This is a genomic window from Aquimarina litoralis (assembly GCF_019295435.1).
Taxonomy (GTDB): Bacteria; Bacteroidota; Bacteroidia; order Flavobacteriales; family Flavobacteriaceae; genus Aquimarina; species Aquimarina litoralis_A.
Genome location: NZ_WEKL01000024.1, coordinates 61,581 through 76,993 on the forward strand (window position 1 = coordinate 61,581; position 15,413 = coordinate 76,993).

General features: G+C 32.7%; 15 protein-coding genes. 13 read left to right on the top strand and 2 right to left on the bottom strand.

The annotated features are described in order from the left end of the window. Positions 1-7: 7 nt before the first annotated feature. Positions 8-1,438 (bottom strand): ATP-dependent DNA helicase, encoded by a 1,431-nt coding sequence (locus tag GBO31_RS13965; protein ID WP_219008972.1) that lies wholly within the window; start codon positions 1,436-1,438, stop codon positions 8-10. A 136-nt stretch (positions 1,439-1,574) separates the two neighbouring features. On the opposite strand from GBO31_RS13965, the gene GBO31_RS13970 reads away from it, so the two are divergent. Genes GBO31_RS13970 through GBO31_RS13980 form a run of 3 tightly spaced genes read left to right on the top strand, consistent with a single transcriptional unit; the run spans position 1,575 to position 3,598 of the window. After that, positions 1,575-2,234 (top strand): hypothetical protein, encoded by a 660-nt coding sequence (locus tag GBO31_RS13970; RefSeq protein ID WP_219008973.1) that lies wholly within the window; start codon positions 1,575-1,577, stop codon positions 2,232-2,234. Continuing rightward, positions 2,203-3,039, top strand: a complete 837-nt coding sequence (locus GBO31_RS13975; protein WP_219008974.1) for a DUF3822 family protein — start codon at positions 2,203-2,205, stop codon at positions 3,037-3,039. The genes GBO31_RS13970 and GBO31_RS13975 overlap by 32 nt, the downstream gene beginning before the upstream one ends. A 1-nt stretch (position 3,040) precedes the next feature. Further along, entirely contained in the window at positions 3,041-3,598 is a 558-nt protein-coding gene (locus GBO31_RS13980; protein ID WP_219008975.1) for an RsmD family RNA methyltransferase, read from the top strand. Between the two features lie 61 nt (positions 3,599-3,659). On the opposite strand, the gene GBO31_RS27225 is transcribed toward GBO31_RS13980, so the two are convergent. Then, positions 3,660-3,794, bottom strand: coding sequence for a hypothetical protein (locus GBO31_RS27225; protein WP_281422468.1), 135 nt, complete (start codon positions 3,792-3,794; stop codon positions 3,660-3,662). Between the two features lie 264 nt (positions 3,795-4,058). Between GBO31_RS27225 and GBO31_RS13985 the strand changes: the two genes are divergently transcribed. From GBO31_RS13985 to GBO31_RS14030, 10 genes are all read left to right on the top strand, one after another. Then, complete coding sequence (locus GBO31_RS13985) at positions 4,059-4,466, top strand: prepilin-type N-terminal cleavage/methylation domain-containing protein (protein ID WP_219008976.1); 408 nt, start codon at positions 4,059-4,061, stop codon at positions 4,464-4,466. After that, entirely contained in the window at positions 4,466-4,948 is a 483-nt protein-coding gene (locus tag GBO31_RS13990; protein WP_219008977.1) for a prepilin peptidase, read from the top strand. Before GBO31_RS13985 ends, GBO31_RS13990 begins: the two co-directional genes overlap by 1 nt. Beyond that, positions 4,948-6,360, top strand: coding sequence for a GspE/PulE family protein (locus tag GBO31_RS13995; protein ID WP_219008978.1), 1,413 nt, complete (start codon positions 4,948-4,950; stop codon positions 6,358-6,360). Before GBO31_RS13990 ends, GBO31_RS13995 begins: the two co-directional genes overlap by 1 nt. Positions 6,361-6,365: 5 nt before the next feature. Beyond that, positions 6,366-8,612: a type II secretion system protein GspD gene (locus GBO31_RS14000; RefSeq protein ID WP_219008979.1), complete on the top strand. Its 2,247-nt coding sequence runs from the start codon at positions 6,366-6,368 to the stop codon at positions 8,610-8,612. Beyond that, entirely contained in the window at positions 8,612-9,814 is a 1,203-nt protein-coding gene (locus GBO31_RS14005; RefSeq protein WP_219008980.1) for a hypothetical protein, read from the top strand. The genes GBO31_RS14000 and GBO31_RS14005 overlap by 1 nt, the downstream gene beginning before the upstream one ends. Continuing rightward, on the top strand, positions 9,798-10,316 hold the full coding sequence (locus GBO31_RS14010) for a hypothetical protein (RefSeq protein WP_219008981.1): 519 nt from the start codon (positions 9,798-9,800) through the stop codon (positions 10,314-10,316). The genes GBO31_RS14005 and GBO31_RS14010 overlap by 17 nt, the downstream gene beginning before the upstream one ends. Before the next feature lie 588 nt (positions 10,317-10,904). After that, entirely contained in the window at positions 10,905-12,203 is a 1,299-nt protein-coding gene (locus GBO31_RS27035; protein ID WP_246615876.1) for a tail fiber protein, read from the top strand. Positions 12,204-12,367: 164 nt separating this feature from the next. Further along, positions 12,368-13,645 carry a tail fiber protein gene (locus GBO31_RS14020; RefSeq protein ID WP_219008982.1) on the top strand — a complete coding sequence of 426 codons (1,278 nt, stop codon included), beginning with the start codon at positions 12,368-12,370 and terminating at the stop codon, positions 13,643-13,645. Positions 13,646-13,714: 69 nt separating this feature from the next. Next, positions 13,715-14,248, top strand: a complete 534-nt coding sequence (locus tag GBO31_RS14025) for an OmpH family outer membrane protein (protein ID WP_219008983.1) — start codon at positions 13,715-13,717, stop codon at positions 14,246-14,248. A 201-nt stretch (positions 14,249-14,449) separates the two neighbouring features. Further along, positions 14,450-15,055 carry a hypothetical protein gene (locus tag GBO31_RS14030; protein ID WP_219008984.1) on the top strand — a complete coding sequence of 202 codons (606 nt, stop codon included), beginning with the start codon at positions 14,450-14,452 and terminating at the stop codon, positions 15,053-15,055. Positions 15,056-15,413 lie beyond the last annotated feature (358 nt).

Consider the following 15,413-nt stretch of genomic DNA (forward strand, 5'->3'; position numbering starts at 1 on the left):
ATAAATTTTAGTAATTATCAGTGAAAAAGTCATCTTTAAATCCGATAAGATATAACTTTTCCTTTGCACGAGTTACTGCAGTATACAACCAACGTAAATAGTCCTTATTAATTCCATCTGGAAGATAAGGTTGTTCTATAAAAACAGTATCCCACTGTCCTCCTTGCGACTTATGACAGGTAATAGCATAAGAAAATTTCACCTGCAAACCATTAAAAAACTTATTGTTTTTTACTCCTAGAAATTTCTTGTACTTAGATTTCTCTCCTTCAAAATCTTTCATAACTTCTTGATACAACTTATTAGAATCCTCATATGATAAAGAAGGACTCTCGGATATCAACGTATCTAAAATAAGAACTGTTTCTAAAGGTTTCTGGTCCGGATAATCAACCATCATAATTTTCACTTCAGCAAAACGAAAACCATACAATTCTTTAATAGCATAAATTTCCAGAATTTTAATAATATCTCCATTCGCTATAAAACCTGCTTCACTTTTATTGTCTAACCAAAAATAATTGTTCTTTACTACCATCAAATAATCCCCAGAAGATAATTCTTCTTCCTGAAAAAGAATTCTTGATCTGATTTGTTGATTATAAATGTTTGCTCTCTTATTAGACCTTAAAATAATGACAGATTCTTCGTGACCAGAACTCGCATAAKAATCATTTAAAGCATCCATAATTTCATGGCCATCAATTAATCTTATGATATCTGGATAGCCTTGAACATCAAACTGAAAAGAATCATAAAATCCATCATTCAATAATTCTCTCAGCGTAGTAGCATTCATAAGTACTCCACTATCTTCTGCCTGTCTAACTACCTCATCTAATTCAATTTGAGTTACTTCTTTATTAAATCCCATAGATAAATTGTCAGGATCCAATGCCGGACTGACTTCTAATTTTACTGGAGGTAATTGGGCGGTATCTCCAATAAACAATATTTTACAGTTATGACCTGAATATACAAACATCATTAAATCATCCAATAATGAACCGTTTTCAAATAGTTTACTATCGCTTGGAGTATCCGGAATCATAGAAGCTTCATCAACAATAAAAATGGTATTTCTTTTTTTATTTTGTTTTAGTTGAAAAGCAAGACCACCGCTATTTGTTTTCTTAGGGTAATATATATTTCTATGAATGGTTTGTGCTTGTCTACCTGAATAATTACTTATTACTTTAGCAGCACGACCCGTTGGAGCCAATAAAACTGAGTTCAACTTTGCTTTCCAGAGGTTTTTGACCAAAGTACCTATCAAAGTTGTTTTTCCAGTTCCAGCATATCCTTTTAGTAAAAAAAGATCATCCTTTTTACTAGATAAAATAAAAGTTGAAAGCTTTTGAAGTACAACATCCTGTTTTAGAGTAGGTTCAAAGGGAAAATCATCCTTTAACAACTGATAAAACTCTATTTCCCTCATGAAAAATTCTTGTTCCTTAAATGTATAATCTGTTAATAAATCAAAGATAGCAATGATTTTTTGGCTATAAACTTTTACGATTAAAAAAAAATTGTAGATTTGCGTATACACTAATGTCTAAAAGCTAAATTATAAAATGAAAATTGTTCTTCAATTAGTTCTATGGGTAGTTATCGGAGTTTTAGGATACCTGGTATTTAATTCTGTAATGGGTCCTGTAAGGTTCAATAAAGTTAAAGAAGCGCGTTACGCAAAAGCCATTGAAAACTTAAGAGATATCCGACAAGCAGAATTAGCCCATAAAACCGTAGTTGGTAGATTTGAAAAAGATCCAACTAAATTAATTGCTTTTATAGATACTGCTAAATTTACACTTACACAGCGTAGAGATTCTAGCTTTGTAAGATTCAACAAAATATTGCAAATCGATGAGCCAAAAGATACTGTTGTGGTTGACACCCTTGGGTATGCTTCTGTAAAAGATTCTTTATTTAAAGGTAGTGATCGTTATAAAACAATGATGACTGTACCTGTAGAAGGTAAAGATGCAAAATTTGAACTAGATGCTGGTTTTATAGACAAAAACGGTATTCGAGTGAGCGTTTTTGAAGCGAGAGTTGCTAAGGATATCTTATTACACGATCTTGATAGAGATTTACTATTTCAAGAGAAACAAATTGTTTCTGTAGAAGAAGTTAATGGACCCTTCTTATCAGTTGGTTCTATGCAGGAGGTAAATACTAAAGGAAACTGGCCAAAAATTTATGACTCAAACGCTGGAACAACAGAAGAGTAATACTTCTGGTAATACAAAACATACATTGTCCATTCAGGTTAGCTTGAATGGACTTTCTTTTTGTATCTCAAATTCTGAAAAGCAAATCATTGCCCTCGAACAAGATAATTTTGGAATCAATTTATCACCAGAACAGGTGTTGGATAAGATTAAATATATTTTTGATCATGATCCCAATTTCAAAAATGATTTTGAAAAAATTGAAGTTATTTACCAGAATGATCTGTATTCATGTGTTCCTAAAGCCTTATTCGATAAAGATTCGCTAAAAGACTATTTGAAATATAATATCAAAGTTTTAGAAAACGATTTTATCGCACATGATGAGTTAGATCAACACGATATTATTGTAGTGTATATTCCTTACACTAATATTAATAATTTCTTTTTTGAAACTTTCGGTTCTTTCACCTATAAACATGCCACAACTATTTTAATAGATACTCTTTTAGCGAAAGAAAAAAACACAGAGGCTACTAAAGTTTTTGCCCATATGAATTCTAAATCATTCGATTTAGTGATTACTTCAAAAGGAAAACTACTGCTCAGCAACTCGTACCCTTATGAGACTGAAGAAGACTTCTTGTATTATGTGATGTTTGCAGCGGAACAACTTCGATTAAACCCAGAAGAATTTGAGCTTATTTTCTTAGGAACTGTATCCGAAACCAGCAACTGCTATGAGATAGCTTATAAATACATTAGACATGTTGATTTTGGGAGTAGAAATACTGTAATTAATATTTTAGAACCCCTAGCTCCTATTCACGAACACGAACATTATTTGTTATTAAGTCATTTTTAATATGCGAATTATCTCTGGAAAACATAAAGGAAAGCGATTACAAGCTCCCAAAAAATTACCTGTAAGACCAACAACTGATATGGCCAAAGAAGGGTTATTTAACATCTTAAATCATCATTACACTTTTTCCAAAATAACGCTCTTAGATCTTTTTGCTGGAACTGGAAATATAAGTTATGAATTTGCTTCTCGTGGTACCGAAAGTATTACCGCAGTAGATGCACATTATGGTTGTGTAGGTTATATTAAAAGTGTAGCAAAAGAACTTGATTTCTCGATTGATACCATAAAAAGCGATGTATATAGCTATTTAGAAAAAGTAAAAAGAAAATCTGATATTGTTTTCGCTGATCCTCCCTATGATTTTACCAAAGAACAGTTTGCCCGAATTGCCTTATTAGTGTTTGAGAATAAATTGTTAAATGAAGAAGGTGTTTTAATTATAGAACATTCCAAATACACTTCATTAGAAGATGTACCAATGTTTAGAAACTCCCGTAAATATGGAGGTTCTGTATTCAGTTTTTTTGAAGAAATCACCGAAAATAACAATAACTAGTATAATAGAACAAAGTAAAGTCTAGAGATTAACCTAAGACCAAATAAACGGAGACTAAAAATTATTTATTCTTCTTTTTAGTAGATACTCCAAACTGCCTACGAGCTTTTATTTTATTATATAAAAGAATAACCACTACAATCAATGCGAGAATCGCAAACCCTCCTCTACCCAAAAGATAATCAATAATTTCCATAAGTTTAGTTTCGTTCTAAAGTCGACAAATATAAAGAATACTTACAGTATAAAATTTGATCATTCTACCTTTCGATATAAACAACAACTGTTAAAAAAAATATTTTTCTTCGAATTAGGTGGTAACAAATTCCTTCTTTAAGACACTATATAGGTAAACAGATGTTTTTACATTTTATCAATATAATGAATATCAGATCACTAAGTATGTCAAAAAAGTATATTTTTGCAGACCTTAAATAAAAGCCCTGAAAACGCTATACAAATGAAAAAAAAGATCTATAAAGTTAACGCATTTAACTTACAGGAAATGCTACTGGTTTTAGCTATAATAGGGATATTATTACTTATAGCTTTACCAAATTTCTTGCCTCTTATCGCTCAAACCAAAGCGCAAGAAGCAAAAATACAGCTTAAGACTATTAGCAATATGCAAACGCAATACAGATATCTAAATTCAAAATATTCAAATGATTTTAATGAGATCAACTATGAATCTCCGGTAACTGTAAAAAATGGAGGCACTGCCAATTACAGCTATGAAATGATCGAAGCATCCATTTCTAACTTTAAGGCTAGAGCTACTGCCGTAGTAGATTTTGACGGTGATGGAATATTTAATGTATGGGAAATCGATCAGAATGGTAATCCAAAACAAATAACAAAAGATTAATGTTACTTCTCAAAGGACTTATCATATTAAATCTAGCATATATTATTGTACAAGATGTTAAAGATCGAGAGGTCTATTGKTTTCTATTCCCAAGCCTTTTGATACTTTTAGGTTTTTTACATTATACCAATGTACTTCCAATTCATTTCCAAAATGCTGTTTTAATTAACACCGGTTTTATAACAGCTATAATACTCATATTGTTTATGTATGCTAAATTTATCATGAAGCGTTCATTTTTTAAAGAAGTATTTGGTTTAGGAGATGCACTATTTTTTATAGTATTAGCCATCGCATTCCCTACGATTAGCTTTATTGTGCTGTTTGTATTTGCTACATTATTTTCATTGGTAATTTGGTTAATTACCAAAAGGAAATCTAACTATAATTCTATTCCATTAGCAGGATATATGTCATTATTCTTAGGGCTAATTTTAATAGGAAATTGGATCACAGGAACTATTAATTTATATATGATATAATGAAAATAGATTCTTTCGAAATACCCGTTCATCTAAAACAATTGATTACACCAAATCAAGCGTTTCACTATAGAATTATTCCTTTCCTAAAAGAAAAGGATACCGTACAATTCAAAACTGATTCTAACAATATTAACGAGTTAGCAAAAGAACTCGCCATTATTTTGAATCAACAAATTGTTCTGATTCCAGAAACAACAGAAAATATACAATCTTACCTTTCTTTAAACTATCGAAAAACTACTTCTTCTAATCAAAAATTACATTATGAAGATAATTTTTTGCAAAAGCTAATATCTACAGCAAAAGATTTTGGAAGTAGTGATATTCATATGGAGCCTTATGAAAAGTTTTGTAGAGTTCGATTACGATTAGATGGAAAGCTAAAGGAGCAATATACGATAAGTAATAAGGAGTATCCTCAATTAGTAAACCAGATCAAGATTCAATCCGGACTTGATATTTCTCAAAAAAGACTGGCTCAAGATGGCCGAATTACTTTCAAGAATGGTGCTGAAGAATTTGATATCAGGGTATCTACCATGCCAACATTGCATGGAGAAAAAATTGTATTACGTCTATTAAGTAGAGATACGCAAGATATACAATTAGAAGATCTTGGCTTTACAGATAAAGAATTAGAGTTATATAGAGAAGCTACTAAAAAACCACAAGGTATTATATTAATCTCTGGTCCTACAGGTTCTGGTAAAACAACCACTCTATATGGTACTTTAAAAGAACTGAATAAAGAGGTTTCTAACATACTGACTATTGAAGATCCTATTGAATATACTTTAGAAGGAATCAACCAAGTACAGTTACGAGAAGATATTGAATTTGATTTTCCAGCTGCGCTTCGTGCTTTTTTACGTCAGGATCCAGATATTATAATGGTAGGAGAAATTAGAGATGATAAAACTGCTAATATGGCGATAAAAGCTGCGCTGACTGGACATTTAGTTTTATCTACAATCCATACCAACTCTGCATGGGCAACCATTTCGAGACTTATTGATATGAAAGTCCCTTCTTTTCTACTAGCAAGTACACTAACGATGAGTATCGCACAGCGATTAGTACGAAAACTATGTGTTCACTGTAAGAAAGAAAAAAAATCAGAGAAAAAGGATTTTCCTTTAGGATTTGATATTCCTGAAGGTCTAGAGAATCATTATGTTCCTATGGGATGTAACCATTGTTATCAAACAGGATATCTGGGGAGAAAAGCAATATATGAACTACTGCCCATTACAAAAGAATTAGAAACTGCAATACGTCATAATGAACTCCAGATCGATGACTACATTGCCACCCAAAATATAGATACACTACAAAGTAATGCAATACGCCTAGTAAGGGAAGGTGTAACTTCTGTTGAAGAAGTATATGCATTATTGGCTAATAACTAAGATTCATGAAAAAAAATATATTTTTAATATATCTCATTTTTAGTTTTGGAATACTGTCCTATGCACAAGATACTTTTCAAAATCAATCACAGGATAATACAAGAATTTCAACTTTAGAAAACAAACTTCAACTGCTAAGTGTAGAAGTTCCTGGTTTAGCAGAAAAAGTGAATGTGAATGTTTCCAATACATCACTTCCTAATTTTGTGCGCGCGGTTTCTCAAGCACATAATATTAATATTAATCTATCGAATGAACTTAACTCTATTTCTATCGTAAATGGGTTTAATAATGTGAATGTTCAGGATTTACTATTATTTCTAGTAAAAGAATATCAATTAGATATTGAGTTTACTGGTAATATTCTATCCTTAAAAAAATATAATCCACCAGCACCAACAGTTCCTGAAAAAGAACCGATCATCAACTATGACCTGGTCGCAGGAACTTTATCTACAGATCTAAGAAACGATCCGCTTCCTAAAGTTTTTAGAACAATAACAGAAGCTTCTGGCAAGAATTTGCTTTTTACTCCAGAATTAAACAACAAAAATATCACCTTATTCATTAGTAATGTACCTATTGATATAGCACTGCAAAAACTTGCGGAAACCAATGATTTGATTTTCAATAAAACGAAAGATGGTTTTTATGAGTTTGAGAGTATTCCTGGTGCAAATGATGGTTCAGGTGGTAATATCTCTAGTCGAAGAAGAAATAGAAGAAATTCCAATTATAAAATTGTAGATACATTACATAATGTACTATCTGTAGATTTAAAAAATGCTTCCGTTGCGCAACTTATTAATAATGTATCCGAAGATCTTAATTTAAATATTTTCACTGCTTCTCCCTTAGAAAATGCGGGCAATGTTACCGTAAAGGCCGAAGCTATTAGTTTTGATGATTTATTGGTTAAAATTTTTGAAAGTAATTCTGCAAGTACTGCTCAAAACAGCACTGTTAATAACCGAACTAACAATCAAAATAATAGAACTAACAATTCCAACTCGCAAGGAGGTTTTCAAAATAATGGCGCCGTATCAAGTTCTAATAATTTTACCTTCAAAAAAGAAGGTAATGTATACTATTTTGGTACAGAGAATCAACTAACAATCAAAAAGATTGAAATGGTTCAAATGATGCATCGATCTATTGCTATGTTAGGAGATGCCAATCCAGCTGGTGGTTTTGGAGGAAACAGTTTTGGTAATAATAATTTTGTAACTGGAGGAACAAATTTTTTCGGTAATCAAGGAGCAAATTCTAATTTAAATCAAAACCGACTAAATAATAGGAATCAAGGAAATCTAAATTCTAGTATTTCCCGAAATACAGGAGCTGGCGGCAATAGTACGCAAGCTGGCTCTATTTCAGATATTTTCCCTGCTTCAGTTACCGAAGGTTTGGATATAAAAATAGATACAGAATTAAATAGCTTTATAGTCAGTGGATCTGGTACCAGAGTAGAAAAATTTAAAAACTTTGTAAAATATATAGACAAACCGGTTCCATTARTTCTTATCGAAGTAATGATTCTTGAAGTAAGCAGAAGTGCCACTGTAGAAACTGGAATAAAATTCGGAATTGGTAAGGAACCAACTACTACAGAAGGCGCGACATTTCCGAGTACAAATATTACACTCGGCGCTCAAACTATAAACAGAATTATTGGTGGCTTTGATGGTTTCGGATCTCTAAATTTGGGTAATGTAGTTCCAAATTTTTATATGGATATTAAGGCAATGGAATCTAATGGAAATGTCAAAATTTTATCCACTCCAAAACTAAGTACACTGAATGGCCATAAAGCATATTTATCAAGTGGTCAAACTACTTATTATGCCGTAACTAGTCAAAATATTTTTGGATCTCAAAACCCACAAACTTCTGAAATTGTAAACTATCAACCTATAGATGCAGAATTGGCTTTAGAATTTAAACCATTCGTATCCGGAGATGGGCAAATCACACTAGATATTCAGGTGATCCAATCTAATTTTAGTGGAGAACGAATTGCAGAAGATGCTCCGCCAGATATTAATAGTAGAAGGTTTTCTTCTATTATGAGAATGCAAGCTAATGATGTTGCTATTTTAGGAGGTATCGAAGAAAAAGTAAAAAATGATTCCGGTTCTGGAACACCCATATTATCTAGAATTCCAATTATAAAGTGGTTATTTAGCAAGCGAAGAAGAGAAGACTCGAAGAAAAAATTGAATGTAATCATCAAACCTACAGTGTTTTATTAATGAGCACGTTAAAGATATCATATAACCCTATAAAGAAGCCTTTGTATGCTTTTGAGTATTCAGAGCATGGAAATAATACGGTAATTATTGGTGTAGAAGTAGTAAAGAAAAAGGGCGAGTTAGATATTGCTCGAAATTTTATAGTCGATGACTCTAAAGATCTTCAGGATTATTCCAGCGCTTCTGCACACTTAGTAATTACGGATAATCAAGTATTAACTAAAGAAATTGCTGTTCAAGGTACGGATCAGGAAATAGTTTCTGAAGCATATCCAAACCTAGATGTTGCTGATTTTTATTTTCAAATTCTAAAAACTTCAGAAAAATCTTTTATTTYTATCTGTAGAAAAAAATATGTAGATGATATTATTTCTTTGTTTAGCAAAGCTAAGATATCTATTACTGCCGTTGATCTTGGAAATCTAAAAGCATCAGCATTTATTCCTTTGATTAAAGAAGCAGAACTTCTTACCTATTCTGCCTCTTTACATAGTAATAATGAAGAATTATCTTCTGTAACTTCGAGTGAAGAACGAACGGAAAAGTACAGTATTGATTCTATAGAAATACCGAGTACTCATGTATTACCATTTTCCTTGATTTTGTATACGGTTACTGGTCTGACAAGTATTTCAGGGAATTTGTTAGAAAAGAATATTGAGCTACTTAAAGAATATAAAGAGTCRCAATTTTTTAAAAAGACCTTACAATATGGAATTGGTTTTTTATTGTTTGCCTTGTTAATTAACTTTTTCATATTTAATAGTAATTATAAAAAACTACAGGAATTACAAGCTGAAGAGCAAGTATATACAACACAAAAAGAAAGTATCAAAAAACAACAAGGTATTGTAAATACTAAAGAAGGTATTGTAAAAAGTATCCTAGCTACGGGGTTCTCTAAAAGTTCCTTTTATGCAGATCAAATCATAAAATCTCAACCACTATCTGTATTATTAAAATCGCTAAACTATCAGCCTATTCTTAAAACGATAAGAGACGATAAACCAATTACCATACAAGAAAATGTAATAGTAGTTACTGGTGATTCTTTAGACAAGACTAGTTTTACAAATTGGATTCATAATATTGAAGATTTAGATTTTGTTGAAAACGTGACCATTTTGTCTTACGGTATACAAAAGGGAGAAACTGCTGTTTTTGAAATTGAAATTAAGCTAGTAAATGACACAAAAGAATAAAAATATAATATTAATTATAGGTTTGCTATTGGTAACATTTATTGCCTATAGATATAGTATTTCTAAAACTATAACAGTTAACCATCAGGTAAGTACATTAGAAAAACAAAAAGATGCTTATGAGTCTGCTCCTACTCAATTAGCTGCGCTTTCTAATAAAGAAAAACAACTTGATGAAATTCTGAAAAAGAACAATGTAGAAGGAAATTCGTTACAGAATAATCTATTGAAAACCTTAAATACCTTATCAAGCACTTCTAATTTTACCATTATCGCTTTTGAAGAACCACATGTTTATAAGGATGAAGGATCTCAAAAAACCAGTACTACATATAATTTTACATTACAAGGAGAATATACATCTTTAATAAAAGTAATATATGCCTTAGAACAAACCTATAGTTTTGGAAATATTATTCACTCTAATTTCGAGAAAAAGAAAAACTTCAGAACAGGAAAGAGTTATTTGCAGTGTACTGTATTATTACAAAGATTAAATTAATCTATTACAGCGGACATCTGACTTCATACTTAACCGGACTTCGAGAACATTTCGACTCCTGATAGCTATCGGGTCAATGTGACACCTCAGTCCTCGGACACCTCACACCTAACTCCTTACTTAACTGGACTTCGAGAGCCTCAGTCCTCGGACACCTCACACCTCACACCTCACATTCAACTTAACCGGACTTCGAGAGCATTTCGACAAGCTCAATGTGACACCTCAGTCCTCGAACATCCAACCCCTGACTCCTTACTTAACCGGACTTCGAGAGCCTCAGCCCTCAGACACTTCACACCTCACACCTCACACCTCACACCTCACACCTCACAACTAACTCCTGACTCCTTACTTAACTGGACTTCGAGAGCCTCAGTCCTCGAACATCCAACATCTGACACCTCATACCTAAAACCTAAAACCTAACTCCTGACTTCTCACTTAACCGGACTTCGAGAGCCTCAGTCCTCGGAAACCTCACTCCTCACACCCGACCTCGAGAACATTTAAAAAAAATCAAATTTCTGTGGTAACAATTATAGGATTCCTGACACTTAACTATGTAACAAAAAATAAAAGTGAAACATGAAAGATCGTATAGTACTATTACTAATATTCATTTCAACTTTAAGTATTGCACAACAACAATACCCAGAGCAAGAGCCATCGTCCAATATAGCAGGAGGAGTTTATTATCAAACGGGTCCTGGAAGCAATAATTCTAGTTTAAATTGGCAATATCCATATGGTACGAAATTAACCATAAGTGGAAGTGCTTGTTGTAGAAATTTTGAATTGATCTCTACTAGTTACCCTTTCGGAGAATTGAAATTAAGACAATGGAATAGTACCGAAAATCAATGGACACAATGGAGATCTATCTTAATGGAAAACAAAGATGGTAACGTTGGTGTTGGATTCAACAATCCTGGTTCAAGACTTCATGTTTTTAATGGAAACTCTGGTGGTATAACGCATGACTTTTCGGATTTAACCATCGAGGATAATGATAATGCAATGATCAATCTACTATCTCCAAATAACAAAACCGGATATTATGGATTCTCCGACACCGAAGACAACTATGTAGGCGGAATGCAATATGTTCATGCTACAAATAGTATGATATTTAGAGTCAATGATCATGTAAATGATATGACCATAAATCAAGATGGAAATGTAGGAATTGGTATAGATAATCCTGCTGCAAAATTACAAGTTGAAGGTCAAACTAGAGTTGGAAAATGGGGCGTATTAGCACTAGATTGGACTAACGAACCAAATTGGGGAGGAAGTTCTAACAAATGGGCAGGATATATCGGTTTTAATGCAACTAGAAACAATGAGGATCCAAAAGATAACTATAAAGGGCCGAATAGATATACTTCTAAAGGTGTTTTTGAAGGTTCTAACTACGGGTTTAGATGGTTATATAGAAATCATAACAATCATGATTCTGATGGCCAACATCAACTTACAGAATATATGCGCTTATCAAATAATGGAAACCTAGGAATAGGAACCACCAATCCAGATGCAAAACTTACGGTGAAAGGAGATATCCATACCCAAGAAGTAAAAGTAGATCTTAACGGAGCAGTAGCACCAGATTATGTATTCTTAGAAGACTATGACTTAAAATCGATTGAAGATGTAGAAGCCTATATCAATGATCAAGGACATTTACCGAATATACCTTCAGCAGCAGAAATGGAAAAGAATGGTATCGAACTCAAACAAATGAATCTTCAATTATTAGAAAAAATCGAAGAGCTCACTTTATATACGATTGCACAGGAAAAGGAACTACAAAAGCAGAAAAACAAAAACAGCGAGCTAGAAACCCGTCTAGAAAAACTGGAAGCTCTGCTCCTGAAAAAATAAGAAACTAAGACTTAATAAGCACTGCTAAAGCTATCTATTCGATGTATCGAAAATATTCTTAAAAAAAATCAAATTTCCATAGTAACATTTATCGATGTATTGACACTATACTATATAACAAAAAAACAAAAAAGGGAAAACACAAGTAATTAAGGACTTTATAAATGAAAAAAATAATTTTATTGCTGCTATTGATTAGTATACAACAGGTAACTTCTCAAAATACAATCAATCAAAATGGAATTCAAACCACAGTAACCAATGAATTCTCCGCAAACGGAACCCAAGCTCGTAGATATGAAATAGCTAAAGTAGGTTTCAATTCTCATCATTGGCAAAGAGGAAGTTATATGATTGTAGAATTATTTCAAACTTCATTTTCATCTGGGTATGAAAAATACATTATTCAAATTGGTTATGAAGAAGGAGCTCAAAATACAAATCCTAATATCTACTTAGTAGAAGCTCGTGGACTAAGAAGAAATGCAAAAGTTTCTTTAGGTCCTATCACGGATTTAACAACATCTAGAGGAGGATATATAAATCAGGTAATACCAATTTATGTTGATGTAAAATATTATACGAAATATAAAGCCAAAATCACTTATCTACGAAATAAAGCAGCTATAGTTTCTGAAGATAATCAGATCCAAATCATTGAATCCCCAACAGGTATTGATATTCCGGATTTCACGGTTCCACCTTTTTCCAGTAATAGTAATTCTAATGAAAGGCTTGAAATAACAGCTTCCGGAAATCACTATATCCAGAATGGGAATGTAGGAATAGGAATTACCAATCCTGCTGCAAAATTACATGTAGTAGGAAATGGCGTAAGAGCTGATAAGTTTTCACTTGCTAGTATAACTGATGTAACCAACGAGAGTCCATGGTATGGTATAGGTAGAGGAAGCTTTATGAATCTTTCTAACAATACGGATAAAGCATCTGTGCAATTAGCGGGTTATTATGGACTTTTATTAAAAACGGCATATGGTTCATTAGGAATACATCAAAATGGTAACGTAGGCATTGGAACCACCAATCCAGATGCAAAACTTACCGTAAAAGGAGATATCCATACTCAAGAAGTAAAAGTAGATCTTAACGGCGCAGTAGCCCCAGATTATGTTTTCTTAGAAGACTATGACTTAAAATCGATTGAAGATGTAGAAGCCTATATCAATGATCAAGGACATTTACCGAATATTCCTTCAGCAGCAGAAATGGAAAAGAACGGTATCGAACTCAAACAAATGAATCTTCAGTTACTAGAAAAAATCGAAGAGCTCACCTTATATACGATTGCACAAGAGAAAGAATTGAAAGAAGCAAAAAACAAACTTCATGCTGCTGACTCTAAACTTCAAAACTTAGATAGTAAAAATAAAGAATTGGAAAAACGATTAGCAAAAATAGAAGCTCTAATCAACAAACAATAATAAAACAAGAAAAGTAAAATTTAGTCTACCAACACCTGACAACAGTCAGTCAAAGCAAATACAAAACAAATGAACAAATTAGCACTACCCATCGCCATTATAGCACTTGCAATTGCAGCAGCATCTTTCTTTTACCTACAATCTTCATCAGACTTAGTATATGTAGATGTAAATAAACTATTAGATGGTTATAAAAGAACCAAAATTGTAAAAGCGGAATTTGATGAGAAAGCAAAAACAATGAAGTCTAATGTAGATAGCTTATTAGCAGATTGGCAAAAAGAACTCAAAACATATGAAAAAGAACGCAGTAGTTTAAGTGAAAAAGAACTAGAGCTAAAACAGCAGTTATTAGGAAATAAGCAACAGCAGATTAACAATTACCAACAAGCTGTTCAAAAACAATTACAAGAAGAAGATAAAAAAGTAACACAAACAGTTATCAATGATATCAATGACTTTGTAAAAGAGTATGGAAAAAAGAATGGACACAAGGTCATTTTTGGTGCCACTGGAAATGGAACCATTATGTACGGAGAAGAAGGTGCTGATCTAACAGACAAAGTACTGGAAGAACTAAACGCTGAATTTGAAGGGAAGTAGTAAGGTTGGATGTAAGAAGTTAGAAGATAGAAGTTAGGTGATGGAAGTCAGAAGACTAATTTGTTTTCACAAACACAAATATCAATCACGATACATCAGACTCCTGATACCCGATACCAGATAACCGACACCTGATACCCGATACCTGATACCCAATACCTGACAACGGTTACCAAACACCCAACTCAAAAAAATAACAATATGAAACAAACGCTATACATTCTACTAGGAGCTCTGCTCCTCACCTCCTGCACTACCAAAACCTTCGATAATAAAGAAGAATTGTGGGAGTATGTTAATAATCCAGAAAATGAATACATCCATACCAAAACAGTTAATGGAGTTGATTTTTCATTGGTGTATAAACCCACAGATGTACTAGTGGATCAGGAATTAAGTGGCCAGACCACTGCTAAAAAGATTGATAGCCTAAGAAATAAATACGGAGAACATCTTTATTTCAACTTATCAATGGCTAAAAACAATAAAGAATTGCTAAGCAATATAGCTGGAAACAAACAACAGTTTGGAGCGATGGTAAATCAACTAGCCTTTGGGATGGAACAGAAAGTACATTTCTATACTTCTAAGAAGGATACCATAGCAATGTCGGATTATATATACCCTAGAATGTACGGTATGAGCGGAGCAACTACCATTTTATTAGTATACCCCAAAGAAGCGATAGTAACAAATCAGGAGTTCATGACACTTAGTATTGAAGACCTTGGATTTTATACAGGAGAAGTAAAATTTAAAGTGCCTACCAAAATATTTAAAAACGAATTAGAGATAGCTTTTAAGTAAGGATCATAAGAATTAGATGTGAGAAGTCAGAGGGCTAATGTCAGATGTTAAAAGGCAAAAAACCAAAGTCAGAAGTAAAAGCTTTGCTTTGGATCACCACCCGACTTCGGACAACGGAATTCGGATACCTGAAACCTGATACCCCTGTCATTATAAAACAAAAAAAGTACAACATCAAATCATAAACTGATGAAGAATACCAAAATAGCACTTAGAAAAATATTTACTACGTTGATAGTTGAACCACGAACAACCGTAAGCAAAAATAGAGCATCGAACACCCGACACCCATTTTTACATCGTATCATAGCGATATTTTTTACAATTACGTTTCTACAAACATTGATCCCTCACAATC